Annotated in this window: 22 protein-coding genes; 13 read left to right on the top strand and 9 right to left on the bottom strand. The window is 66.1% G+C overall.

Annotated elements, in window-relative coordinates:
- Positions 1-6 precede the first annotated feature (6 nt).
- Both ACFFJ6_RS10460 and ACFFJ6_RS10455 read right to left on the bottom strand, forming a co-directional pair.
- Complete coding sequence (locus ACFFJ6_RS10460; protein WP_378387280.1) at positions 7-240, bottom strand: hypothetical protein; 234 nt, start codon at positions 238-240, stop codon at positions 7-9.
- Positions 241-257: 17 nt separating this feature from the next.
- The gene (locus tag ACFFJ6_RS10455; protein WP_378387277.1) at positions 258-1,133 is read right to left on the bottom strand and encodes an S-methyl-5'-thioadenosine phosphorylase; all 876 of its coding nucleotides are present in this window, start codon (positions 1,131-1,133) and stop codon (positions 258-260) included.
- Positions 1,134-1,347: 214 nt separating this feature from the next.
- On the opposite strand from ACFFJ6_RS10455, the gene ACFFJ6_RS10450 reads away from it, so the two are divergent.
- From ACFFJ6_RS10450 to ACFFJ6_RS10435, 4 genes are all read left to right on the top strand, one after another.
- Positions 1,348-2,490, top strand: a complete 1,143-nt coding sequence (locus ACFFJ6_RS10450) for an iron-containing alcohol dehydrogenase (protein WP_378387275.1) — start codon at positions 1,348-1,350, stop codon at positions 2,488-2,490.
- 167 nt (positions 2,491-2,657) lie between these two features.
- Positions 2,658-4,208 (top strand): AMP-binding protein, encoded by a 1,551-nt coding sequence (locus tag ACFFJ6_RS10445; RefSeq protein ID WP_378387273.1) that lies wholly within the window; start codon positions 2,658-2,660, stop codon positions 4,206-4,208.
- 144 nt (positions 4,209-4,352) lie between these two features.
- Positions 4,353-6,209 (top strand): DNA helicase RecQ, encoded by a 1,857-nt coding sequence (gene recQ, locus ACFFJ6_RS10440; RefSeq protein ID WP_378387271.1) that lies wholly within the window; start codon positions 4,353-4,355, stop codon positions 6,207-6,209.
- 68 nt (positions 6,210-6,277) lie between these two features.
- Entirely contained in the window at positions 6,278-6,505 is a 228-nt protein-coding gene (locus tag ACFFJ6_RS10435) for an FmdB family zinc ribbon protein (RefSeq protein ID WP_378387269.1), read from the top strand.
- 22 nt (positions 6,506-6,527) lie between these two features.
- Here the strand turns inward: ACFFJ6_RS10435 and ACFFJ6_RS10430 are convergent, their stop codons facing one another.
- Positions 6,528-6,827, bottom strand: coding sequence for a DUF3551 domain-containing protein (locus tag ACFFJ6_RS10430; RefSeq protein WP_378387267.1), 300 nt, complete (start codon positions 6,825-6,827; stop codon positions 6,528-6,530).
- Between the two features lie 169 nt (positions 6,828-6,996).
- Complete coding sequence (locus ACFFJ6_RS10425; RefSeq protein WP_378387265.1) at positions 6,997-7,974, bottom strand: Bug family tripartite tricarboxylate transporter substrate binding protein; 978 nt, start codon at positions 7,972-7,974, stop codon at positions 6,997-6,999.
- Positions 7,975-8,283: 309 nt separating this feature from the next.
- Here ACFFJ6_RS10425 and ACFFJ6_RS10420 point away from each other — a divergent pair, with 309 nt between their 5' ends.
- Positions 8,284-9,870 carry an AMP-binding protein gene (locus ACFFJ6_RS10420; protein ID WP_378387263.1) on the top strand — a complete coding sequence of 529 codons (1,587 nt, stop codon included), beginning with the start codon at positions 8,284-8,286 and terminating at the stop codon, positions 9,868-9,870.
- Between the two features lie 170 nt (positions 9,871-10,040).
- Here the strand turns inward: ACFFJ6_RS10420 and ACFFJ6_RS10415 are convergent, their stop codons facing one another.
- Positions 10,041-11,147, bottom strand: coding sequence for an HD-GYP domain-containing protein (locus ACFFJ6_RS10415; RefSeq protein WP_378387261.1), 1,107 nt, complete (start codon positions 11,145-11,147; stop codon positions 10,041-10,043).
- Positions 11,148-11,410: 263 nt separating this feature from the next.
- On the opposite strand from ACFFJ6_RS10415, the gene ACFFJ6_RS10410 reads away from it, so the two are divergent.
- Together ACFFJ6_RS10410 and ACFFJ6_RS10405 are read left to right on the top strand one after the other, a co-directional pair.
- The gene (locus ACFFJ6_RS10410) at positions 11,411-11,746 is read left to right on the top strand and encodes a hypothetical protein (protein WP_378387259.1); all 336 of its coding nucleotides are present in this window, start codon (positions 11,411-11,413) and stop codon (positions 11,744-11,746) included.
- A 61-nt stretch (positions 11,747-11,807) separates the two neighbouring features.
- A complete protein-coding gene (locus ACFFJ6_RS10405; protein WP_378387257.1) occupies positions 11,808-12,479 on the top strand; it encodes a dienelactone hydrolase family protein in 672 nt (223 codons plus the stop codon).
- 178 nt (positions 12,480-12,657) lie between these two features.
- Here the strand turns inward: ACFFJ6_RS10405 and ACFFJ6_RS10400 are convergent, their stop codons facing one another.
- The 3 genes from ACFFJ6_RS10400 to ACFFJ6_RS10390 all read right to left on the bottom strand — a co-directional run bounded on the left by ACFFJ6_RS10400 (position 12,658) and on the right by ACFFJ6_RS10390 (position 14,650).
- On the bottom strand, positions 12,658-13,308 hold the full coding sequence (locus ACFFJ6_RS10400; protein ID WP_378387255.1) for a polysaccharide biosynthesis/export family protein: 651 nt from the start codon (positions 13,306-13,308) through the stop codon (positions 12,658-12,660).
- Between the two features lie 224 nt (positions 13,309-13,532).
- A complete protein-coding gene (msrA, locus tag ACFFJ6_RS10395; RefSeq protein WP_378387253.1) occupies positions 13,533-14,189 on the bottom strand; it encodes a peptide-methionine (S)-S-oxide reductase MsrA in 657 nt (218 codons plus the stop codon).
- Between the two features lie 146 nt (positions 14,190-14,335).
- Positions 14,336-14,650: a hypothetical protein gene (locus tag ACFFJ6_RS10390; RefSeq protein ID WP_378387251.1), complete on the bottom strand. Its 315-nt coding sequence runs from the start codon at positions 14,648-14,650 to the stop codon at positions 14,336-14,338.
- A 376-nt stretch (positions 14,651-15,026) separates the two neighbouring features.
- On the opposite strand from ACFFJ6_RS10390, the gene rpsT reads away from it, so the two are divergent.
- The 5 genes from rpsT to gyrB all read left to right on the top strand — a co-directional run bounded on the left by rpsT (position 15,027) and on the right by gyrB (position 23,504).
- A complete protein-coding gene (gene rpsT / locus ACFFJ6_RS10385; protein WP_011443577.1) occupies positions 15,027-15,293 on the top strand; it encodes a 30S ribosomal protein S20 in 267 nt (88 codons plus the stop codon).
- Positions 15,294-16,713: 1,420 nt separating this feature from the next.
- Entirely contained in the window at positions 16,714-18,141 is a 1,428-nt protein-coding gene (gene dnaA / locus ACFFJ6_RS10380; protein ID WP_378387248.1) for a chromosomal replication initiator protein DnaA, read from the top strand.
- Positions 18,142-18,400: 259 nt separating this feature from the next.
- A complete protein-coding gene (gene dnaN / locus ACFFJ6_RS10375; protein WP_378387246.1) occupies positions 18,401-19,519 on the top strand; it encodes a DNA polymerase III subunit beta in 1,119 nt (372 codons plus the stop codon).
- Between the two features lie 177 nt (positions 19,520-19,696).
- Positions 19,697-20,836, top strand: coding sequence for a DNA replication/repair protein RecF (gene recF / locus ACFFJ6_RS10370; protein WP_378387243.1), 1,140 nt, complete (start codon positions 19,697-19,699; stop codon positions 20,834-20,836).
- A 226-nt stretch (positions 20,837-21,062) separates the two neighbouring features.
- The gene (gyrB, locus tag ACFFJ6_RS10365) at positions 21,063-23,504 is read left to right on the top strand and encodes a DNA topoisomerase (ATP-hydrolyzing) subunit B (RefSeq protein ID WP_378387241.1); all 2,442 of its coding nucleotides are present in this window, start codon (positions 21,063-21,065) and stop codon (positions 23,502-23,504) included.
- A 222-nt stretch (positions 23,505-23,726) separates the two neighbouring features.
- Here the strand turns inward: gyrB and hppD are convergent, their stop codons facing one another.
- Positions 23,727-24,845 (bottom strand): 4-hydroxyphenylpyruvate dioxygenase, encoded by a 1,119-nt coding sequence (hppD, locus tag ACFFJ6_RS10360; RefSeq protein WP_378387239.1) that lies wholly within the window; start codon positions 24,843-24,845, stop codon positions 23,727-23,729.
- Positions 24,846-24,971: 126 nt separating this feature from the next.
- Here hppD and ACFFJ6_RS10355 point away from each other — a divergent pair, with 126 nt between their 5' ends.
- Positions 24,972-25,451, top strand: a complete 480-nt coding sequence (locus tag ACFFJ6_RS10355; RefSeq protein ID WP_378387237.1) for an Lrp/AsnC family transcriptional regulator — start codon at positions 24,972-24,974, stop codon at positions 25,449-25,451.
- Positions 25,452-25,573 lie beyond the last annotated feature (122 nt).

Here is a 25,573-nt window from a genome sequence, read left to right as displayed (position 1 = left end):
CGTCGCTCATTGGATCTGCCTCAGAAAGCCTCTTCCGATCAAATGTAGAAGGAAGGCGACGCAGATACAACCGAACCCGACGATCAGGAACTCGGTCTTGGATAGCACCGGGTTGGTCGATAAAAGCGAAAGACCTGGCGCGAAAACCCCGGCGGCGATCAGGCCGATCCCGAGATTACTAATGAAGCCCGCGGAGAGCTTCAGCAGTTCGTTCTTCGCAGACTGGCTCAGCTCGGTCATGGAGTACCGGCTCCCGCCTAACCCTTCAAAATCCGTCCCGCCACCGCATCCAGCTTCTTCAACAGTTCCGGATCGCGCGCGTCGGGCTGGGTGATCAGCGCGGTGTCCAGAGCGCGGTCGGAGCCGATCGGGCAGGGTTCGTGCTCGCGCGGGAAGTCCTGGGCGAGGCGCGCCACGAGGCTCTTGGCCTTCTCGGCATTGGTGGTCAGCACCCGGATGATGTCTTGCACCGTGACCGCGTCGTGGTCCGGATGCCAGCAGTCGAAATCCGTCACCATCGCGACGGTCGCGTAGCAGATCTCCGCCTCGCGGGCCAGCTTGGCCTCGGGCATGTTGGTCATGCCGATCACCGAATAGCCGAGCTGCTTGTAGGTGACGCTCTCGGCGTAGCTGGAGAATTGTGGGCCTTCCATGCACAGATACGTGCCGCCGCGCGCGAACGCGATGCCTTCGGCTTCCGCGGCGGCGGCCAGATGCAGGCGCAGCCGCGGTGAGACCGGATGCGCCATCGAGACGTGGGCGACGCAGCCCTTGCCGAAGAACGAGCTCTCGCGCTTGTAGGTGCGGTCGACGAACTGATCGACCAGCACGAAGGTGCCGGGCGGCAGCTCTTCCTTGAACGAGCCGCAGGCCGACAGCGAGATCAGGTCGGTGACCCCGGCGCGCTTCAGCACGTCGATATTGGCGCGGTAATTGATGTCGGAGGGCGACAGCCGGTGGCCCTTGTCGTGGCGCGGCATGAACACGATCGGCAGGCCGGCGATGTTGCCGCGCCGCACCGCGGAGGACGGCTCGCCCCAGGGGCTTGCGATCTGCTCCTCGCGGACGTCTTCGAGCCCCGGCAAATCATAGATGCCGGATCCGCCGATGATGCCGAGTACCGCCGTGGTCATGCCCTGTCTCCTGCTGCGCTGCACGCATTTCCCATGCGGCCCCGGCCCCACACAACCCCCTTGGCGGTGATCTTCGCCGAACGTCGCATCTTACCGGCTCCGCGTGTCAGGCGCTGCCGGACGCGCGACGATTTTTCTTGTTCCCGATCGCCGCGCGGCTGCTAGGATCGCCGCCAAGGCCTCGCAAAAGCGGCCACCGCGGGAGTGAAGAAACGTGCAAAAGGGACGCGTCGTTTTCGGCGCCATGGAGGAAGTCGTCTACGGAGATCCGGCGGCGCAGGCTGTCGCCGCGCAGATGGACCGCATCGGCGCGCAGCGCGCGCTGCTGATGGTTTCCGGCACCCTCAACCGGACCACCGATGAAATCGCCAAGGTGCAGGGCGCGCTGGGCGGGCGCTGCGCCTCGGTGTTCGACGCGATGCCGGCGCACTCGCCGCGCAGCGCCATCATCGCCGCGACCGAGATGGCGCGGGCGGCGAACGCCGATCTGATCGTCACCATCGGCGGCGGCTCGATCACCGACGGCGCCAAGGCGGTGCAGATCTGCCTCGCCAACGACATTCGCAGTGTCGACGACATGGACCGCGTCGCCAACCGACCATCGCCGGTGGCGCCGACGGTGCGGCAGATCAGCGTGCCGACCACCATCTCCGGCGGCGAGTTCAGCGCCATGGCGGGCGTCACCAACGAGGCGACGCGGGTGAAGGAAAAGTTCGCGCATCCGCTGGTCATGCCGCGCGCCGCCATCCTCGATCCGGCCATCACCGTGCACACGCCCGAATGGCTGTTCCTGTCGACCGGCATCCGCGCGGTGGATCACTGCGTCGAGGCGATCTGCTCGGGCGAGGCGCATCCTTATGGCGACGCCCAGGCGCTGCGCGGGCTGGCGATGCTGGCGACGGGCCTGCCGCGAGTGAAGGCCGACCCGGCCGATCTCGACGCGCGGCTTGATTGCCAGATCGGCACCTGGCTGTCGATGGGCGCGCTGTCGTCGGGCGTGCCGATGGGCGCCAGCCACGGCATCGGCTACGTGCTCGGCGCCGCCTTCGATGTGCCGCACGGCCACACCTCCTGCGTGATGCTGCCGGCGGTGATGCGCTGGAACAAGACCGTCAACCGCGAGCGCCAGGCGCTGGTCGCCGCCGCGATGGGCCACCCGAACAAGGACGCCGGCGACGTGCTCGACGCGCTGATCCGCGTGCTCGGCATGCCGCGCTCGCTGCGCGAGGTCGGTGTCTGCCCCGAGCATTTCGACAATATCGCCGCGCAGGCGATGGGCACCCCCTGGGTGCCGCGCAACCCGCGCAAGATCGAGGGGCCGGCGCAGGTCCGCGAGATTTTGGAACTGGCGGCTTAGGCAGCCGCGCCAACAAGGGCTCCGTCATTGCGAGCAGCGAAGCGGGGAAGCAATCCGGCCCGGTGCACGACGCCCCCGGATTGCCTCGCCTTCGGCTCACAATGACGGCGGAGGACTAGACGCGTTCAAAAACCAGAAGTCAGGCACGCATCAGCACGAGGACCACGATGTACACCGGCCAATTCGCGACGACCCATCCCGATCATCCCGCCTTCATCATGGCCTCCACCGGCGAGACCGTGACCTATGCGGAGCTCGACGCCCGCACCAATCGCCTGGCGCACCTGTTGTACAATCACGGCCTGCGGCGGCTCGATCACTATTCGATCTTCATGGAGAACAATAACCGCTACCTCGAGGCGTGCGGCGCCGGCGAGCGCAGCGGCCACTACTACACCTGCGTCAATTCCTATCTGACGCCGGCCGAGCTTGCCTACATCCTGACCAACAGCGAATCCCGGGCGCTGATCACCTCGAAGGCCAAGCTCGACGTCGCCCGTGAGGCGCTGAAGGAATGCCCGAAGGTGACGCTGTGCATCGTGGTCGACGGCGACACCGAAAGCGACCGCATTGTCGGGCTCTCAGATGCGACGCGCGGCCTGCCGGACACGCCGATCGCCGAAGAACATCTCGGCACCGCCATGCTGTATTCGTCGGGCACCACCGGCCGGCCGAAGGGCATCGTCCGTCCGCTGCCCGAGCAGCCGCCGTCACAGCCGCTGCCGCTGTTCCACTTCCTCAACGCGCTGTGGAAGTATCGCAACGGCATGATCTATCTGTCGCCGGCGCCGCTGTATCACTCGGCGCCGCAGGCCGCGGTCGGCCTCACCATCCGCGACGGCGGCACCGTGGTCATCATGGAGCATTTCGATCCGGAGCAGTATCTGGCGCTGATCGAGAAGTACAAGGTCACGCACAGCCAGCTGGTGCCGACGATGTTCTCGCGGATGCTGAAGCTGCCGGAGGACGTGCGGAAGAAGTACGACCTGTCGTCGCTCGAAGTCGCGATCCACGCTGCGGCGCCGTGTCCGCCGCAGGTCAAGGAGCAGATGATCGCCTGGTGGGGACCGATCATCCACGAGTATTACGGCGCCACCGAAGGCCTCGGCTTCACCGCCTGCAACAGCGAGGAATGGCTGGCGCATCGCGGCACGGTCGGCAAGGTGATGTTCGGCGACCTGCACATTCTCGACGACCGGATGCAGCCTTGTCCCAAGGGCACGCCGGGCCAGATCTGGTTCAAGACCGCGACGCAGTTCGAATATTTCAACGATCCGGCCAAGACGGCGGAGACCCGCTCGGAGGACGGCACCATGAGCACGGTCGGCGACGTCGGCTATGTCGACGACGACGGCTATCTGCACCTCACCGACCGCGCCACCTTCATGATCATCTCGGGCGGCGTCAACATCTACCCGCAGGAATGCGAGAACCTGCTGATCACGCATCCGAAGGTCGCCGACGCCGCGGTGTTCGGCGTACCCAACGAGGATCTCGGCGAAGAGGTCAAGGCGGTGATCCAGCCGATGCCGGGCGTCGACCCCGGCGCCGATCTGGCGCAGGAACTGATCGCGTTCTGCAATCAGTCGCTGTCGCGCCAGAAGGTGCCGCGTTCGATCGACTTCCTGGAGGAACTCCCGCGCCTTCCCACCGGCAAACTCTACAAGCGGCTGCTGCGGGACAAATATTGGGGCAACAGCAACTCGCGGATTGTGTAAGGCCGCGTCGCAGCACGGCCTGCTCCCTCTCCCGCGAGCGGGAGAGGGGGCTCGCTGCGGCGTGGGGAAGCGCGCCGCCTCATGGGCAGAATCGGTGGGAATGGGCTATAGGGGCCCTATGGCTCCTCTCTCTCGCCCGCTCCGATGACCCGCTCCGCGCCCCTGGAAACCGACGACGACCTCGACGCCCGAATGCTGTCGACGCTGAACCATGTGTTCGGCCTGCCGGGGTTCCGCGGCCAGCAGGAGGCGATCGTGCGGCATGTCGCCGATGGCGGCGACGCGCTGGTGCTGATGCCGACCGGCGGCGGCAAGTCGCTGTGCTATCAGCTGCCGGCGCTGCTGCGCGACGGCTGCGGCGTTGTGGTGTCGCCGCTGATCGCGCTGATGCGCGACCAGGTCGCCGGGCTGCTGGAAGCCGGCGTGCGCGCCGCGGCGCTGAATTCGACGCTGTCCTATGACGAGGCCAACGCGCTCGAGCAGCAATTGCTGAGGGGCGAACTCGATCTGCTGTACGTCGCGCCCGAGCGGCTGCTGACGCCGCGCTGCCTGGCGCTGCTGGCGCGCGCCAAGATCTCGCTGTTCGCGATCGACGAGGCGCATTGCGTGTCGCAATGGGGCCACGACTTCCGGCCCGAATATGTCGGGCTGTCGGCGATCGCCGAGAAATTCCCCGATGTGCCGCGGATCGCGCTGACCGCCACCGCCGACGCGCTGACCCGCCGCGAGATCGCCGAGCGGCTGTCGCTGACCGATGCGCCGTGCTTCGTGTCGAGCTTCGACCGGCCGAACATCCGCTACAGCATCGTCGACAAGCAGAACGCCCCGGCGCAGCTCAAGGCGTTCATCGACGAGCGCCACCGCGGCCATTCCGGCGTGGTGTATTGCCTGTCGCGCGCCAAGGTCGAAGACGTCGCGCAGACGCTGAGCAAGTCCGGGCTCACCGCGCTGCCCTACCACGCCGGCCTGCCGGCCGAGATCCGCGCCCGCAATCAGGACCGCTTCCTCAACGAGGACGGTGTTGTGATCGTCGCCACCATCGCGTTCGGCATGGGCATCGACAAGCCGGACGTCCGCTTCGTCGCGCATCTCGATCTGCCGAAGAGCATCGAGGCCTATTATCAGGAGACCGGGCGCGCCGGCCGCGACGGCAAGCCGTCCGAGGCGTGGATGGCGTATGGGCTCAGCGACATCGTCCAGCAGCGGCGAATGATCGACGAGAGCTCTGGCTCCGACGCGTTCAAGCGCGTCTCGATGGGCAAGCTGGATGCGCTGGTCGGGCTCTGCGAATCCACCGGCTGCCGCCGCACGAGGCTGCTCGGCTATTTCGGCGAAGCCTCGCCGCACGAGAACTGCGGCAATTGCGACAACTGCCTCACGCCGCCGAAAGTCATCGACGGCACCGTGGCGGCGCAGAAGCTGCTGTCCTGCGCCTATCGCACCGGGCAGCGGTTCGGCGCGCAGCATCTGATCGACGTGCTGCTCGGCCGACTGACCGAGCGCGTCTCTCAGTTCGGCCACGACAAACTCTCGGTGTTCGGCATCGGCAGCGAATTCAACGAAAAGCAATGGCGCGCGGTAATCCGGCAGCTGGTGTCGCTCGGGCATCTCGCGCCGGACAGCGAGGCCTTCGGCGCGCTGAAGTTCACCGAGAGTTCGCGCGCTGTGCTGAAGGGCGACGTTCAGGTGATGCTGCGCGAGCAGACCGGCGGGCGTCCGCCGCGCGCCAAGTCGCGCCGTGGCGACCTGGTGGGCGGCACGCCGCGCGAGACCAGCGGCGATCCGGAGCTGTTCGCGGCGCTGAAGGCGTGGCGGTCGGACGTGGCGAAGAGCCGCGGCGTGCCGGCCTATGTGGTGCTGCACGATGCAACGATGGACGGCATCGCCGCCGCCAGGCCGCGCTCGCTCGACGAGCTGCGCGGCATTCCGGGCATCGGCGACAAGAAGCTGGAGATTTACGGCGCGGCGTTGCTGGCCGTGATCGGCGGCGCTGGTCGGTAATAATTTACGCCTGAACTTGGTCCGGATTCTGCACCGGCAGCCGATGAATGGCTGCGGGAGGTGCGGCGATGCCGCTTTATGGGTTTCATTGTGGGAGTTGCGACAAGGACAGCGAGCTTTTGATCGGGTTCTCCGACAAGCCGCGCTGTCCGCACTGTGGCGGCCGCAAGATGGAGCGCATGGTGTCGCGCCCGGCGCCGCCCGGCAAAAGCAAGGGCGTCATTCGGGCCGCCCGCGCCAACGCGGCGCGCGAGGGGCACTTTTCGAACTACAGCCGCAAGGAGCGCGGCGGCTGAGCCGCCCGCGCTCCCGCTTCGATTAGTAGTCGCCGCCGTCGTAAGCCGGCGCGTAGCCGTAGGCCCCGTAGGCGCCGCCGTACGCGCCGTGACCGCCGGCCCAGGCGCCGTAGCGCGGGTTGGCGACGCAATTGCCGCCGGTGCCCTGCGACGAGAAGCGGCACGCCTCGAAGCTGACGAAATTACAGTTACCCGGATAGCCCTGCAGCGCGCCTTGCTTGCAGTACGGGTATTCGATCTGCGCGGCGGCCGGCTTCGCCGTGATCAGTTGCGTCGCGCCGAGCGCGCCGATTGCCATTGCGGTCAAGGCCAAAGCTCTCATCGTGAAATCTCCTGTGTTGCGAGCACGTCACCGTGCCGTCATGCGCAGCCAACGATGCGCTGCAGCGAACGTTCCGGGTTTGCTATCACGATGGATTGTCGCAGGGGCGCACCGGATCGCAGCCCTGCGCGATCCGATTCGCCTCGCGGGTCAGTGATGCGACCAGCTGCTACTCGACCTTGAGCCCGGCGAACTTCACCACCTTGCTCCATTTGGCGGTTTCGTCCGCAATCATCGTGTCGAACGCCGCCGGCGGGCCGATGAGCGGCGCGCCGCCGAGTTCGATCAGCCGCGCCTTGACGGCCGGATCGGCCAGCACCGCATTGACCTCGCTATTCAGCTTGGCAACGATTTCGGGCGGCGTCGCTTTCGGCGCGCCCATGCCGAACAGCGCGCTGGCCTCGTAGCCCGGCACGGTCTCGGCCAGCGTCGGGACGTCCGGCAGCAGATCCGAGCGCTGTGCCGTGGTCACCGCCAGCGCGCGCAGCGTGCCGCCGCGGATGTGCTGGATGATCGACGGCATGTTGTCGAAGATCAGCTGCACCTGGCCGCCGAGCATATCGGTGATCGCAGGCGCGGCGCCGCGATACGGCACGTGCTGCATCTTCACCCCGGTCATCGCCATGAACATCTCGCCCGACAGATGCACCGAGGTGCCGTTGCCGGACGAAGCGAGATTGACCTTGCCGGGATTGTTTTTCACGAAATCGATGAATTCGGCGACGGTCTTCGACGGCACCTGGCTGTTGACCGTCATCACGTTGGCGGTGCGATTGAACGCGGCGACGCCGGCGACGTCGCGGACGAAGTCGAAATTGAGCTTCGCGTAAAGCGAGGTGTTGATGTAGTTGGCCGGATTGACCAGCAGGATCGTGTAGCCGTCCGCCGGCGCGTTCACCACCGCTTCGGTGCCGATATTGTTGCCGGCGCCCGGCTTGTTCTCGATGACGAACTGCTGGCCGAGCCGCTCCGACAGCTTGGCGCCGATCAGCCGCGCCAGGATGTCGGTGGCGCCGCCGGCCGGATAGCCGACGACGAAACGGACCGGACGGGTCGGATAGTCGAGCGCGAGACTGCGGCGGGGTAGCAGCGTGCTCGCCGTGGCAGCCATCGCGATCGCCTGGATCGCGCTGCGGCGTGTGATCATCGTTCGCTCCCTGTGCGGCCGCGTCGTGGCGCGCGGTCCGAATGCCGTGAGGCGGAACGAGTGTAGCCGAGCGATCGGCGCGCTCAAGCTGCAGTGCGGCAGAAGCACAAGCCTGCATTGCGGAAACTAACCGCCCCGTTCGAGACACAGCGTTGCGGCGCGTGCATTGCCCGTTGAGTCCGTCCGAATTGCACCTGCGTTCGCGCGGTGGCACAAGGTGGCCGCAACCAACGAGATGCGCGCGCCGCGGACGATGCCGCCGGCGGAAAGCGCGCCAACGCGCCGAGCGCGCAGCAAGGGAGAACAGCAATGCCGCATCCGATCGAAGCGCCTGGCGTGGTGAGTCCGTTCGCCGGCATGGATGTGCCGTGGCTGCTGCGGCTGCACGCCGAGACGCGGCGCGATCATCCCTTCATCGTCTGGGCGCCGTTCGAGGCTCCTGCGCGGATCTGGAGCTATGGCGAATTCCACGACCGCGTCGGTGCGCTGGCCGCCGGCCTCGCGGCGCGCGGCATCAAGCCGGGCGACGCAGTGCTGATCCATCTCGACAATTGCGCGGAGTTTCTGCTGAGCTGGTTCGCCTGTGTCGAACTCGGCGCGCTGGCGGTGACCACCAATACCCGCTCGGCCGCCGCCGAGATCGAATACTTTGCGGGTCACTGCGGCGCCGTCGCGGCCATCACCCAGCCGGCCTATGCGGACCTCGTCGCCACCAACTGCAAGAACCTGCGCTGGATCGCGGTGATCTCGCACGACCCGGGCTCGCCGCTGCCGGCCCAGAAGGCCGCCAAGACGGACTCGTTCGAGAGCCTGTTTGGCCACAGCGCCGACCGGCCACGCCGTCCCACCGATCCGTTCGCGCCGTGCAGCGTGCAGTACACCTCGGGCACCACGTCGCGGCCGAAGGCGGTGCTGTGGACTCACGCCAATGCGCTGTGGGGCGCCAAGATCAACGCCGCGCACCAGACGCTGCGCGCCGACGACGTGCACCTCGCTTATCTGCCGCTGTTCCACACCAACGCGCTGGCCTATTCGATGCTGGCGAGCCTGTGGGTCGGGGGGACCTGCGTGGTGCAGCCGCGGTTCTCGGCGAGCCGGTTCTGGAAGGTCGCGACCGAACAGCGCTGCACCTGGAATTCGACCATCGCGTTCTGCCTGAAGGCCCTGCTCGAGCAGGAGCGGCCAGCGTCGCATCAGTTCAGGATGTGGGGCACAGCGGTCTCCGAACCGCCGCCGTTCGCCTCGTTCGGCGTCAAGACGATCGGCTGGTGGGGCATGACCGAAACCATCACCCACGGCATCATCGCCGAAGCCGATCAACCCAACACGCCGATGACGATCGGCCGCGCCGCGCCGGAATATTCGCTGCGGGTGATCGGCGACGATGGCGCGCCGACGCAGGTTGGCGACACCGGCAACCTGTTGATCAAGGGCGTGCCCGGCCTGTCGCTGTTCAAGGAGTATCTCCACAACGAGCAGGCGACGCGCGACAGCTTCGACGAGGACGGTTACTTCATCACCGGCGACCGCGTCACGCTGCTGCAGCACGGCGCGATCAAGTTCGGCGACCGCGCCAAGGACATGCTGAAGGTCGGCGGCGAGAACGTCGCGGCGTCGGAAATCGAGCAGGTGGTGATCACCGTGCCGGGCGTCCGCGAGGCCGCCGTAGTAGCCAAGAAGCACCCGATGCTCGACGAAGTGCCGGTGGTGTTCGTGATCCCGCAGGGCGGCGTCGCCGCCGCGCCGCCGGACTTCGCCGACCGCATCAGCGCCGCCTGCGCCTCGGCCCTCGCCGATTTCAAGCGCCCGCGCGAAGTCCGTCTCGTCGACGACATGCCGCGCTCGACGCTGGAAAAAGTGGCGAAGGCTGAACTGAGGAAGATGCTGGCGGATTAGTTCGGGTGCGCCGATCGCGGAGCGAGGGCGGAAACCCGTGGGGTGGGCCAGGCGAAGCGTGCCCACCCGCTGCGGCAAAGCTCAGGGCCTGCACGGCCGCGCGTGGGCACGGCGCTGGCGCGCCTTTGCCCTCGACGGCATGTCGGTGAACTAACCCGCCGGCTCCCGACCTAGCCGCCCAGCGCCACCGGGCGGAACGCCTGAAGCAAGCGCTGGTCGATCTTGTCGCCGATCGCTTCCATCGCCGAGAAGGCGTGCAGCGGCATCAGCGGCGTGTGGTTCTTGCGCTGCGCCACCAGCGACGTGAACATATCGACGATCGTGGTGATCCGGACGATATCGCTGATCTGGTCGCCGTGCAGCCCATCTGGATAGCCGGAGCCGTCAAGCAGTTCGTGGTGATGCAACACCACGTCGAGCGTCTCGCGCGGGAAGCTGCCTTCGGAGGCCAGCGCATCGTAGCCGCGGCGCGGATGCTCGCGAAACTTCTGCAATCGCTCACCCTGCAGGCCGTCGAGATTGTCGAGCAGCGCGACGTCGACGAACGCCTTGCCGACGTCGAACAACAGCGCCGCGCGGGTGAGACGCCGCTGGTCTTCCTCACGCATGCCGAGATGCTGCGCGAAGGCGACCGCATAGCCGGTCGCGAACAGCGCCAGCCGATAGCTCTCGTTGTGATGCCGGCCCACCGTGGCGAGCCATTCCCGCAGCGAGGTGCGCTTGATCGCCTTGAGGATCGGCGCCTCGGCCTGCAGCACGTCCTGATAGCTGAGCGGCTTGCCGGCCGGCAGCCGCTCGAAGATCTTGACCAGCACGCCGTGCGCGGCGGCAACGCCCTTGCTCATCGCCTCGGCGCGAGCGGTCTCGGTGGTCTCGGACGCATCCGGAAACGCGGCGCGGATCCGGGACAGCAAGTCGCGCGGATCGAACGGACGCGCGATCGTGTCGGTGGCGCCGAGCGCCCAGGCCTGCATCGATCCGTGGTGCAGTTCGTCGGCGAGCACGAACAGCCGCGGGATCGGCTGATAGCCGCCGCCGAGCAACTTGCGCCGCACCGCCTGAACGCTTTCCGCCGAGCGCAGATTGATATCGACCACGATGCCGGACAATTCCTGCGCCGGCGTGTCGGGAAGCTGGTTGGTGGCAATGGTCTGTACGTCGGCAACGCCTGCCAGGATCCGGGCGAGGTCCGCACTCTGATCACGACGGTCGGATGCCAGAAGCAACCGCCGGCGCGGCTCGGACCGGGGCGCGGGTTGTCGGGCTACAGCATTCATGAATCACCAGCCTGGATAGTACGCACGTCTTGGACATCCCTAACGGGAAATCGGTTCCCGGTGCTTAACGGGCATTCTTAATGTTGGATGTTTTTTCCGTACGAATTTGATCGAGTTTTGTCCGGAATTGCCCCAGACCGCTCTCGGCATTGCGGTGCAAAACATCTATGATCCCGCACAGCACGGGGATGGCGATGACAGACAGCGTACCTACCGGGACCGACGAACATCCCTCGCCGGCACGCGCGGCGGGATGGTTCGCCGTGGCTGTGGTATTCGCGTCGCTCGCCGCGCCGCCGGCTTTGGCGCAGCAGATCGCACCTGTCCTCGTGGCGCCGGAGATCGCGCCGCCCTTCACCGCGACGCTGTCGAATGCCACACCGCTCGCGTTCGGCATGGACGCCGCGTCCGCGTCGCGCGCACTCGGTACGCCGCTCAACTATATCGGCGGCCGTCCTGGCGACGAGATCTTCCTGGCGATCCGCACAGCCGGTGGCAGCGGTTTCTTCGATCGTCGCGACCGGCTGTATCTGCAATTCCGCAAAGGTCGGCTGACCGGCTGGAAGGGCGACTGGGGACGCAACTGGATGTGGCAATAGCCGTAACCGCGTCGCCACCATCACACATCTGAACTTATCACCACCAACACAGGGGTTGCTCGTGGGACACGACATCACGCTGACGGCTGACGACGGATTTCAACTCGGCGGCTATCGCGCCGATCCGGCCGGGGCTGCTGCCGCTTCGGTGGTGGTGATCCAGGAGATCTTTGGCGTCAATCACCACATCCGCGCGGTCTGCGACCGCTTCGCCGCGCAGGGCTACCGGGCGATCGCGCCGGCGATTTTCGACCGGATCGAGCGAAATTTCCAAAGCGGCTATTCACCGGAGGAAGTCGCGGTGGCGCGCAAATTCGTCGCCGCGCCGGATTGGGACGCGATGCTGCGCGACACCCAGGCGGCGATCGATGCGGTCAAGGCCGAAGGTCCGGTCGGCGTGATCGGGTTCTGCCTGGGCGGCACCGTCGCCTATCTGGCGGCGACGCGGCTCAGCGGACTGAGTGCCGCGGTCGGTTACTACGGCGGCGCCATCGTAAAGTTCGCCGACGAGGCCCCCAAGGTGCCGACGCAACTGCATTTCGGCGAAAAGGACTCCGGCATTCCGCTCACCGATGTCGAGACCATCAAGGCGAAGCGTCCGGAAGTCGACGTCCACGTCTATCTCGAGGCTCAGCACGGCTTCGGCTGCGACGAGCGAGCCAGCTTCGACAAGCAAAGCTCCGACCGCGCCTGGCAGCGCAGCCTGGATTTCTTCGGGACGTATTTGAAGTAAGCGGCCGAGCGGCGGTTGACGCCACTCAGGGCGCGTTATCACAAACAATCGTCATGCGCGGGCTCGACCCGCGCATCCATCGCCGCGCAGCGGCTTCTTTTGTGAGATGGATCGCCGGATCAAGCCCGGCGAAGACGGCGGGGGTGGTGAGCCGATGTTACTCGACTCATCCGCCACCCTAAAACCAGCGCTCGCCGACCATGACGGTGTCGCCGGGGCTGAGCGGCGTGGCGAGCGGCACCTGGGCGCGGACCAGGGCGCCGTTTTCCGGATGGGTCAGGATCGCGCCGTCGCGCTTGGCGCGGGGCGTGAAGCCGCCGGCGATCGCGATCGCGCTCTCGACCGTCATGTTCGGGACGTAGGGATATTGGCCGGGCGCCAGCACTTCGCCGAGGATGAAGAACGGCCGGTAGGACTCGATCTCGACCGCCACCGACGGCTCGCGGATGTAACCATTGCGCAGCCGCGCCGTGATGGCGGCGGCAAGACCTGCAGGCGTGCGTCCGCGCGCGGGAACGCTGCCGATCAGCGGCATGGTGATCGCGCCGGAGGCATCGATCGCATAGGTGTTGGTGAGGCCTTCCTGCCCGTAGACCACGATGCGCAGTCGATCGCCGGCGTCGAGGCGATATTCCGGCTGCGGACCGGCAACCGGCGCGTACGCCACCGGACCGGGACCGGCCGGGCCACCATAAGCTAGGCTGTCGAGGGTGTTGGAGGGCTGTACGGCGACCGGGCCGGACCGCCGCATGCAGCCGCCCAGCGCAATCGCGCCCATCACGGCGATCATCGACAATCGAAACGCAGGTACGAACCGCACTGGAGCCATTCCCTCTCCACGACACGGCTCCGTTTATGCCCCGTTAGGGTTAACAAACTCTTGGCGACTGCGTAGTTCGGCGGGAAACCGTGAGCAGGGACGTCGTGACGCGCGACAGAGCGCCTGCCGTCGGATCGTTCAGTGATGGCGGGCTCACGAGAGACGGTCGTGGTGGGAATGCGCTAGCGCAGCCCGTCCCCTCCGGCGTGAGGGGACGGGCCGCAGCGTCTTCGCTATGCGTTTACGCCGACGCCAACCGGGCACGACACGCCGGTGCCGCCCAGACCGCAATAACCGCCGGGATTCTTGGCGAGATATTGCTGATGATAGTCCTCGGCGAAGTAGAATTCGCCGGCCGGCGCGATCTCGGTGGTGATCGGGCCGAACCGCTTGGCGCCGAGCGCCTGCTGATAGGCTTCGCGCGACGCCTTCGCGGCCCGCGCCTGATCGTCACCGAAGGTGTAAATCGCCGAGCGATATTGCGATCCGACGTCGTTGCCCTGGCGCATACCCTGGGTCGGGTCGTGGCTCTCCCAGAACGTCTTCAGCAGCGCCTCGTAGGAGATCTTCTTCGGATCGAACACCACCAACACCACTTCGGTGTGGCCGGTGCGGCCGGAGCAGGTTTCCTCATAGGTCGGGTTCGGCGTGAAGCCGCCGGCATAGCCGACTGCGGTGGTGTAGACGCCGTCACCGAGTTCCCAGAACTTGCGTTCCGCGCCCCAGAAGCAGCCGAGCCCAAACACCGCCTGCTCCAGCCCGTCCGGATAAGGCGGCTGGATCGGATGGCCGTTGACGAAATGGCTGCGTGCGGTGGGGATCGGCGTGGCGCGGCCCGGCAGCGCTTCGCTGGCGCTCGGCATCGTGGTCGACTTGCGCATGAAGAACATGGACACCTCCCGGCGCCGCGACGCTCACACGCGCCCGGCGGCCTGTTGCTCGAACGAGAGCCGGTGCACGACGTTCGCTGTCGCGCCCGGCTCCCGACTGACTTGCAATATAGGTATCGAGGCGCCGATCGACAGGTTTCGAAACGTCAGTCGCGGGCGTAGCCGATCAACGGCTTGCGCGGCCGGAACAGCAACATCAGCAGCAGGCCGAGAATGCCCAGCACCGCGAAGGTCGGTTGCGCCAGCAGCAGCCGGACGCCGTCCCACGCCCAGGGCGCGGACTGCTCGACCCACAGGCGGAACGCATGCTGGCTCGACTGATGGACGTCGTTCCAGAATTCGCCGAGGCGGGTCAGCTGCAGCGAGCTGTCGGCCACCGAGCGCGCGCCGTCATAGACCAGGAAGATGAACCCCCCGGTCAGCAGCAACAGGCCGATCAGTCGAAAGAACCCGCGGATCATCGTCCACCCCGATGAAATTGACCGTGCGTGGCCGCATCTACCGGGCGGACGCACAAAAGACAACCTCGCCAGCGACTTATCCCGGACTGCCGGGCCGGTTTGGCCGCCCCGGCGGCGAACGGTGGCCCGCCGGGCGCCCGCAAATGCGGCCACCGCGACCGTTGACGCTGGAAAGCGGTGGCTTTATAAGGCCGGCAATGGCGGTGGGGGCGTCCCTGCCGCCGATCGTCTTTGAAGCGATGCGGCATTTTCGGCCCGCCGGCTCCAGGGACAATCTTCAGGACATCCGGAACACACGGCGAGGCTCCGATCAACGGCGGCTCCGCCAATCAGCCCGGCCCTCCGCAGCGGAGGCCGCTGCAGGATTTGAGAGAACATGGCCAATACGTCTTCCGCGAAGAAAGCGACTCGCAAGATTGCCCGGCGCACCGCGGTCAACAAGTCGCGCCGTACCCAGATGCGCGGTTCGGTCCGGACCGTCGAAGAGGCGATCGCCAGCGGCGACCGCGAGGCCGCGCTGAAGGCGATGGCCAATGCCGAGCCGGCGCTGATGCGCGCTGCTCAGCGCAACATCGTTCACAAGAACGCCGCGAGCCGGAAGGTGTCGCGCCTCGCGCACCGGATCGCGCAGCTCGGGAAGTAAGTCCCGCGTCAAGATCGAGATCAGCAATGCCCGGCTCGGCCGGGCATTTTTGTCTGTGCTCGTTGTCTGAGCCTGTTTGTCTGTACCCGTTTGTCCGTGCCCGGCTGAGCCGGGCTTTTTTTTGTGCCGGCCCTGCCGGATTTTTGGCGTCCGCTTGGCGACCAGATGTGCATGCTGGCGTCATCTGTGGTCTCGCGCGGCGTTCGCCGCACTAAGCGCTGCTCGTTGTCTCCGCACGACGCGTGTCACATTTCATCGGCGAAGAGATCTCTTCTACGCACCGTATCGACGGCGTGATGAAACGACTTCGCATCCATGACGTCGCTGAGCTTTGCGATCGTCTTCGGTGAAGTCGAGCCCGCACGAAGCACTCGCGTCACGCAACCTACGCAAGCGGCGCCGACGTCAGAAACGCCTGCGGCACAGCGGCGAAACGTCACGAAGAAAATTTTGCAGAGTTGCTCTCGCCATCCGCCTCGGAACTTTACGCAGTGCAACATCGGAGTCGGCTACCCTGCTTCAGCGCTCACAAAAACGTCCGACTCGCGAGAGACTTAAAGGCAAAGCGAAGACGAGCACTTGGAAAATGCCGTCGTGCTACCGTCAAAGGTAAAGGATTCATGAAATACTTTTTGGCGTGCGATGGAATTGTCACGGTCCCGCACGGCGTCGAATCTCCGCACAGATTCAAAATCTTGCCGCAACGGTTGTTAGTCGCCTTGTGCGGCCGCGCGCGGCGCATCGCCGTCAAGCCCCCCTCCGACGAATCATATCCGTTGCGGCCATCGGGAGGTCGTGTATTTCTTAGATCGCCCGCGACGCCCACGGCTCTTCAGATCAGCGCGATTTGAGAACCAAGGGCGGGCATGCAGATCGGCGGCGGTATGCGTGTTAGCGGCGTTTTTCAAATGACAGCCGGGTTGTCACTCATAGCAATATGAGACCGGCGAAGCTGTGTCTGAAGCGTACGGCGCGTTCACTTGCGAACGTTTCCAGCGAACGATGCAGCGACACCGGCAACCGGACGGACCGACGGGTCGTTCTGAAAAAACGCGCAGCGGCTTGGATGCAGATTTGACTCGACGACATCTTGCCGCGCGCAAGCGCGTCAGGAGGGGGAGGTTTCATGAGCTACCAATTCAGCACTTCATTTCTGTACGCCGAGGGTTCGGGGCACCATTGTTTGACCACGACGACCACTACCACCATCACCAGTCGCTGTTGCGCCAGCACTCCGGGATCTCCGTCGAGTCCGCGCTGACCTGAAGCAATCCATCTAAAATCGGATCTGTCCTGACGTCGGCACGTTGCCGAACGGCAGAGCTGTGTCCGGAGTTTGCTTCGCGACGCCGCGGCGTGGCGTGAGCCGTCATGGTTTCGCCCGCGCGTTGAACATCACTCCATCTGAAAAGCTGCTGAAATGTCGAATATGGAACATGATCGCTGGTCTCGCGTCAAAGGCCGCCTGCGCACGAGCGTCGGCGAGGACGTGTATTCGAGCTGGTTCGCCCGCATGGACCTGGAAGCCATTCAGCAAGAGAGCGTGCATCTGTCGGTGCCGACGCGTTTCCTGAAGAGCTGGATTCAGACGCACTACTCCGACAAGGTGCTGACCTGCTGGCAGGCCGAGATTCCCGAAGTGAACCGCATCGAAGTGACGGTGCGGACGCCGATGCGCGCCGCCACTCCGGCCGTCAAGGATGCCGCCGCACCGGCCGAGCATCGCCGCGAAGAGCAGCGCTCGGCGCCCGAGCTGCGCAGCACCAATGCGACCACTCCGGCCGCCTCCAATCACGACGCGCTCGGCGGTTCGCCGCTCGATCCGCGCCTGACCTTCGCGAGCTTCGTGGTCGGCCGCTCCAACACGCTGGCGCATGCCGCCGCCAAGCAGGTGGCCGAAGGCCGCCGCGGCGATCCGGTGATGTTCAATCCGCTGTACATCCATTCCGGCGTCGGCCTCGGCAAGACGCATCTGCTGCAGGCCGTGACCTGGGCCGGCAATTCCGGCACCGAGCGCAAGGTGCTGTATCTCACTGCCGAGAAATTCATGTACGGCTTCGTCGCCGCGCTGAAGACGCAGACGTCGCTCGCCTTCAAGGAAGCGCTGCGCGGCATCGACGTGCTGGTGATCGACGATCTGCAGTTCCTGCAGGGCAAGACCACGCAGGCCGAGTTCTGCCACACGCTGAACGCGCTGATCGACGCCGGCCGCCAGGTCGTGGTCGCGGCCGATCGTCCGCCGTCGGATCTGGAAAGCCTCGACGAACGCGTGCGCTCGCGGCTCGCCGGTGGTCTCGTGGTCGAGATGGCGTCGCTCGGCGAGGATCTGCGTCTCGGCATTCTGAAATCGCGCGTCGTGGCGGCGCGCGCGCATCATGCGAGCTTCGATGTGCCGCAGCCGGTGCTGGAATATCTGGCGCGCGCCATCACCCATAACGGCCGCGACCTCGAAGGCGCGATCAACCGTCTGCTCGCCCACTCCAAGCTGAACAATCAGCCGGTGACGCTGGAAATGGCCGAGCACGAGGTGCGCGACCTGATCCGCCCGCAGGAGCCGAAGCGGATCAAGATCGAGGACATCCAGCGCGTCGTCGCGCGGCAGTACAATGTCAGCCGCTCCGACCTGTTGTCGTCGCGCCGCACCGCCAATGTGGTGCGCCCGCGCCAGGTGGCGATGTATCTGGCCAAGACACTGACGCTGCGCTCGCTGCCGGAAATCGGCCGCCGCTTCGGTGGCCGCGACCACACCACCGTGCTGCACGCCGTGCGCAAGATCGAAGGGCTCGTCTCCAAGGACACCACGCTGTCCGATGAGGTCGAGTCGCTGAAGCGCCAGCTTCAGGAATAGACGGGGCTCGGGCCCGGCGGCATCCGCCGCCACGCCGCGAACCGATCGCTCCAGACGGAAAAATCGGGGAAATTCCGACGCCTAAGGCCGGCACGCTCTTGCGTCCGCCGGCCTAACACGCCACCTTGCGGTCCCCCCGCGGGGTCGGGCGACATCCCGCAGGGTTCTCGTGCCGCGGCGCCGTTTCAGGCCGCCCGGCTCCTCCATACCTCCGGGGACTCCATCTCACGATGCGGGTACGGATCAGGCGGGTCTTGTCATGAAGGTCACGGTCGAACGCGCGCAATTGTTGAAGTCGCTGGGCCACGTCCACCGCGTGGTCGAGCGCCGCAACACCATTCCGATTCTCGGCAACGTGCTGGTGCGCGCCGAAAGCAACCAGCTCGCCCTCAAGGCGACCGACCTCGACCTGGAAGTCACCGAGACGCTGCCGGCCGAGACCGCGACGGCGGGCTCCACCACCGTGCCGGCCCACATGTTCTACGACATCGTCCGCAAGCTGCCGGACGGTTCGCAGATCGTGCTGGAGACGGACGGCGACCGCTCGGTGCTGGCGATCCGCGCAGGCCGCTCGCGCTTCACGCTGCAGACGCTGCCGGAAAGCGATTTCCCCGATCTCGCCGCCGGCGAGATGAGCCATTCGTTCGCGGTGCCCGCCGCCGACGTGAAGCGGCTGATCGATCGCACGCAGTTCGCGATCTCGACCGAAGAGACCCGCTACTACCTGAACGGCATCTATCTGCACACCGCCGGCTCGGCCAAGGACGCCAAGCTGCGCGCGGTCGCCACCGACGGCCATCGCCTCGCGCAGGTCGATCTGGCGCAGCCTGCCGGCGCCGCCGGGATGCCGGGCGTGATCGTGCCGCGCAAGACGGTCGGCGAAGTCCAGCGGCTGATCGAGGACACCGAAGCCGAGATCGGCCTCGAACTCTCAGCCGGCAAGATCCGCTTCACCATTGGCAATGTGGTACTGACCTCGAAGCTGATCGACGGCACCTTCCCGGACTACGGCCGCGTCATTCCGCAGAACAACGACAAGGAGCTGGTGGTCGACAAGAAGGACTTCGAGGCCGCGGTCGACCGCGTCTCGACGATCTCGAGCGAACGCGGCCGCGCCGTGAAGCTGGCGCTGTCGGCGGGCAAGCTGGTGCTGTCGGTGACCAATCCGGATTCCGGCAGCGCGACCGAAGAACTCGAAGTCGAATACGCCTCCGACCCGCTCGATATCGGCTTCAACTCGCGCTATTTGCTCGACATCGCCGCCCAGATCGAAGGCGAAGTCGCCGTACTGCGCCTCGCCGACCCCGGCTCGCCCACGCTGATCCAGGACCGCGACGCCAAGACCGCGCTATACGTGCTGATGCCGATGCGGGTGTAGCGGGGCGGCGCTGCAGCAACCCCACACGTCATCGCCCGGCTCGACCGGGCGACCCAGTATTCCAGAGCGCTTCGGCCGCACGCGAACGCTCTGGAATACTGGACCCTCCGCTTTCGCGGAGGGTGACGACAGAGCAAGCTGCAGTCCCGTGCAACGCCCGAGCCCCCGACTGACTGCATGACCGCCTCCCGCATCACCCGCTTGTCGCTGACGCATTTTCGCAGTTATCGGGCCGCTTCGTTGACGACGGCGGCGGAGCGCGTCGTGCTGGTCGGGGCGAACGGCGCAGGCAAGACCAATTGTCTCGAGGCGATCTCGTTTCTGTCGCCGGGGCGTGGGCTGCGGCGGGCGACGCTGGACGATGTCGCCGAGAACGAGGGCGACGGCTCCTGGGCAGTGTCGGCCGAGGTCGAAGGCGCGTTCGGGCTTGCGACGCTCGGCACCGGCATCGATCCGCCGCGCGCCGACGCGCCGACCACGCGGCGCTGCCGGATTGATCGCGAGCCGGTCGGTTCCGCCACCGCGTTCGGCGATCATCTGCGCATGGTGTGGCTGACGCCGGCGATGGACGGACTGTTCATGGGCGCGGCCTCCGAACGGCGGCGGTTCTTCGACCGCCTGGTGCTGGCGATCGACAGCCAGCATTCCGGCCGCGTTTCCGCGCTCGACCGCAGTCTCAGGTCACGCAATCGCCTGCTCGAGGACTATCGCAACGCCGACTCGCATTGGCTCGATGCGATCGAGCGCGAGACCGCCGAGCTTGCGGTCGCGGTCGCGGCAATGCGCGGGCAGACCGCGATGCGGCTCGCCGCGATGCTCGACGCCCGCGGCGCGGCATCCGCCTTCCCGTCGGCCAAGATCATGCTCGACGGCTGGATGGAAACCGCGTTGCTCGCCGAGCCCGCCACCGCGGTCGAGGACCGCTATCGCGGCGTGCTGCGCGACAGCCGGCCGCGCGACGCCGCCGCCGGCCGCACGCTGGACGGCCCGCACCTCACCGATCTCGAAGTCGTCTATGCGCCGAAGGCGATGCCGGCGCGCGACGCCTCGACCGGCGAGCAGAAGGCGCTGCTGATCGGCCTGGTGCTGGCGCATGCGCAGCTCGTCTCGGAGATGACCGGCATCACGCCGCTGCTGCTGCTCGACGAAGTCGTGGCGCATCTCGACCCCGGCCGACGGGCCGCGCTGTTCGACGAACTCGCCCGGCTCGGCGCGCAGGTGTGGATGACCGGCGCCGACCCCGCCGCGTTCGCCGAGATCGGCGCTGGCGCCGAGATTTTCACCGTCGAATCCGGCCGCATCTCGCCCCGAAAATGAGCCCGGGCGGCGCTGTTCCGCGGGCCGAAACCCAAGGTTCCGCGGCGACTGTCGGCGGCCTTCGAAACGGCCGTTTCGTGCCTTGCGAATCGCAGAAAAAATCCTACATCTTCAATCACTTGTCACACACGACTTAGGGCTAGGCGCGCCCCGTCTTTCGTGGCACAAAGAACATCTCATCGCGCCGTCGCACGCCGATTCGATTTCACCCTTCAAAGGTTGTTGCATGACTGAACCCGCCCGGCAGCCGATCGCCGAAACCCCGTCGCCCGTCCCCGCCGAATACGGCGCGGAATCGATCCGGGTGCTGAAGGGGCTCGACGCCGTGCGCAAGCGGCCCGGCATGTATATCGGCGACACCGACGACGGCTCCGGCCTGCACCACATGGTGTACGAAGTCGTCGACAACGCCATCGACGAAGCGCTCGCCGGCCACGCCAGCGCGGTCGAAGTGATCCTCAACGCCGACGGCTCGGTGACGGTGCGCGACGACGGGCGCGGCATTCCGGTCGACATCCACAAGGGCGAAGGCATCTCGGCAGCCGAGGTCATCATGACCCAGCTGCACGCCGGCGGAAAATTCGACCAGAACTCCTACAAGGTGTCGGGCGGTCTGCACGGCGTCGGCGTCTCGGTGGTCAACGCGCTGTCGAGCAAGCTGATCCTGCGGGTGTGGCGTAACGGCAAGGAACATCTTATCGAGTTCGCCCATGGCGATGCGGTGGCGCCGCTCAGCGTCGTCGGCGACGCCAATGGCCGCCGCGGCACCGAAGTGACGTTCTTCGCGTCTCCGGAAACCTTCACCCACATCGAGTACGACTTCGCCACGCTGGAGCACCGGCTGCGCGAACTCGCCTTCCTCAACTCCGGCGTCAACATCCTCTTGTCCGACCTGCGCCACGCGGTCGAGAAGCGCGAGGAGATGCGCTACGAGGGCGGCGTCACCGAATTCGTCAAGTATCTCGATCGCAACAAGAAGCCGATCGTGCCGGCGCCGATCGTGGTCGCGGCCGATCTCAACGGCATCGCGGTCGAAGCCGCGCTGTGGTGGAACGACACGTACCACGAGAACGTGCTGTGCTTCACCAACAACATCCCGCAGCGCGACGGCGGCACGCATCTGGCCGGCTTCCGCGCCGCGCTGACGCGCCAGCTCACCGGCTACGCCGACAACAACGCCAAAAAGGAAAAGGTCGCGCTGACCGGCGACGACTGCCGCGAAGGTCTCACCGCGGTGCTGTCGGTGAAGGTGCCGGACCCGAAGTTTTCGTCGCAGACCAAGGACAAGCTGGTGTCCTCGGAAGTGCGCCCGGTGGTCGAGAACGTGCTCAACGAGGCGCTCGCCGCATGGTTCGAGGAGCACCCGAGCGAAGCCAAGACCATCGTCGGCAAGGTGATCGAAGCCGCCGCCGCCCGCGAGGCCGCGCGCAAGGCCCGCGAGCTGACGCGGCGCAAGGGTGCGCTCGACATCGCCTCGCTGCCCGGCAAGCTGGCCGACTGTCAGGAGCGCGATCCGTCGAAATCCGAACTGTTCATCGTCGAGGGTGACTCGGCCGGCGGCTCCGCCAAGCAGGGCCGCAACCGCGAATTCCAGGCCGTGCTGCCGCTGCGCGGCAAGATCCTCAATGTCGAGCGCGCGCGCTTCGACAAGATGCTGTCGTCCGAGCAGATCGGCACGCTGATCACCGCGCTCGGCACCGGCATCGGCCGCGACGACTTCGACCTGTCGAAGCTGCGCTATCACAAGATCATCCTGATGACCGACGCCGACGTCGACGGCGCGCACATCCGGACCCTGCTGTTGACGTTCTTCTTCCGGCAGATGCCGTCGCTGATCGAGGGCGGCTATCTCTACATCGCGCAGCCGCCGCTCTACAAAGTGACGCGCGGCAAGTCCGAGCAGTATCTCAAGGATGAGCGCGCGCTCGAAGACTATCTGATCTCGACCGGGCTCGACGACTGCGCCTTCAAGCTCGCCAACGGCGAGGTGCGCGGCGGCCGCGACCTGCTGGCGCTGGTCGAGGACGCGCGCGCGATCCGCGGCACGCTGCATAATCTGCACAGTCGCTACAATCGCAGCGTGGTCGAGCAGGCGGCGATCGCCGGCGTGCTCAACACCGAAATCAGCAAGGACGTCGAGAAGGCCAATGGCGCCGCGGACTACATCGCGCGGCGGCTGGATGCGCTCGCCGACGAAGTCGAGCGCGGCTGGGTCGGCCGCTTCGTCGAAGGCGAGGGCTTCCACTTCGAGCGCACCGTGCGCGGCGTGAAAGACGTCGCGATGATCGACGACGCGCTGCTCGGTTCGGCGGACGCGCGCAAGCTCGACGAATATGCGGCCGTGCTGCAAGAGGTCTATCCGCGCCCCGGCGTGCTACGCCGCAAGGATGCCGAGACCGCGATCCACGGTCCCGTCAGCCTGTTCGAGGCGGTGACCGACGCCGGCCGCAAGGGCATCGCCCTGCAGCGCTACAAAGGCCTCGGCGAGATGAACCCCAACCAGCTCTGGGAAACCACGCTCGACACCAACGCCCGCTCGCTGCTGCAGGTGAAGGTGCGCGAAGTGGACGAGGCCGACGACATCTTCACCAAGCTGATGGGCGACGTCGTCGAACCCCGCCGCGAGTTCATCCAGGAGAACTCGCTGAGCGCGACGGTGGACGTGTAGGCTCATCGATCGAAGCAATCACACCGGCACTGCCTCCTCATCCTGAGGAGCCCGGCATAGCCGGGCGTCTCGAAGGATGAGCCCACATGTGCCTGCGGCGCATGGTTCGAGACGGCGCTTCGCGCCTCCTCACCATGAGGTCGTGCTAGTTGTGAGCGTTTGACGAAGGGTGTCCTGATATCGTGAGAGATTGGACCGCCCCACGTTGCCACGCTGAGCGCGCTACGCCGCCACATCTGCCTTCAGTACACCGCGGCGGATCTGGTCTTCTTCGATCGATTCGAACAGCGCTTTGAAGTTGCCTTCGCCGAAGCCGTCGTCGCCCTTGCGCTGGATGAACTCGAAGAAGATCGGGCCGATCGCGTTGGCGGAGAAGATCTGCAGCAGCACCTTGGTCTGGCCGCCCTCTACCACGCCTTCGCCGTCGATCAGGATGCCGTTCTGCTGCAGCCGGGCGATGTCCTCGCCGTGCTTGGGCAGCCGCGCGTCGATCTTTTCGAAATACGTCTCCGGCGGCGACGGCATGAACGGCAGGCCGCTCGCACGCAGTCCCTCGACGGTGCGATAGATGTCGCGGCAGCCGCAGGCGATGTGCTGAATGCCTTCGCCGCGATACAGCGTCAGATATTCTTCGATCTGCCCGGAATCGCCGGCGTCCTCGTTGATCGGGATCCGGATCTTGCCGTCCGGGCTGGTCAGCGCGCGCGAGAACAGGCCGGAGGCGCGACCCTCGATGTCGAAGAACCGGATCTGCCGGAAGTTGAACAGCTTGGCGTAGAAGCCGGTCCACACATCCATGCGGCCGCGGTGGACGTTGTGGGTCAGGTGATCGATGTAATAGAGCCCGGCGCCAGCCGGGCGGGCGTCGCGCGCACCGGTCCACTCGAACTCGGCCTCGTAAGCCGAGCCCTTGGCGCCGTAGCGATCGACGAAATACAGCAGGCTGCCGCCGATGCCCTTGATGGCCGGCACGTCGAGCGTCGCCTGTGCGGACGAGACATCAGCCGGCTCCGCGCCGAGCGCGATCGCGCGCTCATAAGCCTTCTGCGCATCGACGACGCGGAACGCCATCGACGGCGCGCACGGTCCATGCGCGGCGACAAAGTCGGTGCCGTGGGTGCCGGGCTGCTCGTTGACCAGATAGTTGACGTCGCCCTGACGATAGACCGAGATCGCCTTGCTGCGATGCTTCGCGACCAGGCTGAAGCCCATCAGCCGGAACAGGGCATGAAGCTGCGCCGGATCGGGATGGGCGAATTCGACGAACTCGAAGCCGTCGGTGCCCATCGGATTGTCGGCACTGATCGTGGCCGGCTGCGCATCGTGCGGAAAGGGTCCCATCGGGCGGCTCCTCTGGATTGTTTCTTGAGTCTGCATCCTCTGCCATCCGGGGCGCAAGAAGCGTGCAAATGCGAGCCACTTGCGCTAACTCATGCACGATCCGTGCATGAATGATGGCTGTTGCGCATGCTTTCTGTCGATGCCTTCGATCTCAAGATCCTGAGCGCGCTGCAGGACGACGGCCGCCTCACCAATCAGGAACTGGCCGACCGGGTGCAGCTGTCGCCATCGCAGTGCTCGCGGCGGCGGATGCGGCTGGAGCAGGACAACATCATCACCGGCTATCGCGCCGAGCTCGCAGGCGACGCGCTCGGCTTCGGCGTCGTCGCCTTCATCCAGATCACGCTGGCGACGCATTCGCCCGACAACGCCAAGAAGTTCCGATCGCTGATCGGCAGGATCGACGAAGTGCAGGAAGCCTATTCGCTGACCGGCGACGCGGACTACGTGCTCAAGGCCGTGCTGCGCGATCTGAAAGGCCTGTCCGACCTCGTCAACAACGTGCTGATGCCGCACCAGAGCGTCGCGCATGTGCGCTCCTCGATCGTGCTCGATCGCCTGAAGGAAAGCGCCCGGCTGCCGCTGAGGCAGCTCGCGGGAGGCTGACGCATCTTCCCCACCAAGAGCTTAAGTATCGCCCAAGTGACTCGCCCGACCGCGGCGACCGCGCGGCTGCCCAGCGATTGACCTGCCGCGATCGGAAACATACGCGCTCCGCGGCGTTCTGC

It is taken from the genome of Rhodopseudomonas telluris, assembly GCF_042432815.1.
In the GTDB taxonomy this organism is placed as follows: domain Bacteria; phylum Pseudomonadota; class Alphaproteobacteria; order Rhizobiales; family Xanthobacteraceae; genus Rhodopseudomonas; species Rhodopseudomonas telluris.
Note: the sequence above shows the minus strand (reverse complement) of the source record. Positions and strands in the feature narration are given on the sequence as shown.

Excerpts from the sequence above, each read along its gene's own strand:
- ACFFJ6_RS10460 (WP_378387280.1), bottom strand. The coding sequence starts at position 240 with ATGACCGAGCTGAGCCAGTCTGCGAAGAACGAACTGCTGAAGCTCTCC.
- ACFFJ6_RS10455 (WP_378387277.1), bottom strand. The coding sequence starts at position 1,133 with ATGACCACGGCGGTACTCGGCATCATCGGCGGATCCGGCATCTATGAT.
- ACFFJ6_RS10445 (WP_378387273.1), top strand. The coding sequence starts at position 2,658 with ATGTACACCGGCCAATTCGCGACGACCCATCCCGATCATCCCGCCTTC.
- recQ (WP_378387271.1), top strand. The coding sequence starts at position 4,353 with ATGACCCGCTCCGCGCCCCTGGAAACCGACGACGACCTCGACGCCCGA.
- ACFFJ6_RS10435 (WP_378387269.1), top strand. The coding sequence starts at position 6,278 with ATGCCGCTTTATGGGTTTCATTGTGGGAGTTGCGACAAGGACAGCGAG.
- ACFFJ6_RS10430 (WP_378387267.1), bottom strand. The coding sequence starts at position 6,827 with ATGAGAGCTTTGGCCTTGACCGCAATGGCAATCGGCGCGCTCGGCGCG.
- ACFFJ6_RS10425 (WP_378387265.1), bottom strand. The coding sequence starts at position 7,974 with ATGATCACACGCCGCAGCGCGATCCAGGCGATCGCGATGGCTGCCACG.
- ACFFJ6_RS10420 (WP_378387263.1), top strand. The coding sequence starts at position 8,284 with ATGCCGCATCCGATCGAAGCGCCTGGCGTGGTGAGTCCGTTCGCCGGC.
- ACFFJ6_RS10415 (WP_378387261.1), bottom strand. The coding sequence starts at position 11,147 with ATGAATGCTGTAGCCCGACAACCCGCGCCCCGGTCCGAGCCGCGCCGG.
- ACFFJ6_RS10400 (WP_378387255.1), bottom strand. The coding sequence starts at position 13,308 with ATGGCTCCAGTGCGGTTCGTACCTGCGTTTCGATTGTCGATGATCGCC.
- msrA (WP_378387253.1), bottom strand. The coding sequence starts at position 14,189 with ATGTTCTTCATGCGCAAGTCGACCACGATGCCGAGCGCCAGCGAAGCG.
- ACFFJ6_RS10390 (WP_378387251.1), bottom strand. The coding sequence starts at position 14,650 with ATGATCCGCGGGTTCTTTCGACTGATCGGCCTGTTGCTGCTGACCGGG.
- rpsT (WP_011443577.1), top strand. The coding sequence starts at position 15,027 with ATGGCCAATACGTCTTCCGCGAAGAAAGCGACTCGCAAGATTGCCCGG.
- dnaA (WP_378387248.1), top strand. The coding sequence starts at position 16,714 with ATGTCGAATATGGAACATGATCGCTGGTCTCGCGTCAAAGGCCGCCTG.
- dnaN (WP_378387246.1), top strand. The coding sequence starts at position 18,401 with ATGAAGGTCACGGTCGAACGCGCGCAATTGTTGAAGTCGCTGGGCCAC.
- recF (WP_378387243.1), top strand. The coding sequence starts at position 19,697 with ATGACCGCCTCCCGCATCACCCGCTTGTCGCTGACGCATTTTCGCAGT.
- gyrB (WP_378387241.1), top strand. The coding sequence starts at position 21,063 with ATGACTGAACCCGCCCGGCAGCCGATCGCCGAAACCCCGTCGCCCGTC.
- hppD (WP_378387239.1), bottom strand. The coding sequence starts at position 24,845 with ATGGGACCCTTTCCGCACGATGCGCAGCCGGCCACGATCAGTGCCGAC.
- ACFFJ6_RS10355 (WP_378387237.1), top strand. The coding sequence starts at position 24,972 with ATGCTTTCTGTCGATGCCTTCGATCTCAAGATCCTGAGCGCGCTGCAG.